Source organism: Winogradskyella ouciana (genome assembly GCF_009709615.1).
Classification (GTDB): Bacteria; Bacteroidota; Bacteroidia; order Flavobacteriales; family Flavobacteriaceae; genus Winogradskyella; species Winogradskyella ouciana.
Map to the genome: position 1 here is coordinate 1 of NZ_WJYA01000196.1, position 256 is coordinate 256.

Genomic DNA, 256 nt, shown 5'->3' on the forward strand with positions numbered 1-256 from the left:
GAATCATTAATATCGTCGGAAACCTATGGAAAGAACCCGGCGCCAATATGTTTACCAACAGCATGATGAACGCCGCTTTAATTAATGCCAGCAAAAACATCTCCATTCAGCTTGCGCCTTTTCATATTACTGTCAACTGTCTGAATCCCGGATTTATCGCCACAGACCGTTATCACCAATTCGTCAAGAATGTCATGAAGCAAAACGGCATTTCTAAAGCGGAAGCAGAAGAACGGATTGCCTCAGACGTCCCGAT

At 44.1% G+C, this 256-nt stretch carries 1 pseudogene; it reads left to right on the forward strand.

The window, feature by feature from the left end:
- Positions 1–256, forward strand: a pseudogene (bacG, locus tag F1003_RS18965) (NADPH-dependent reductase BacG); the annotation flags it as partial.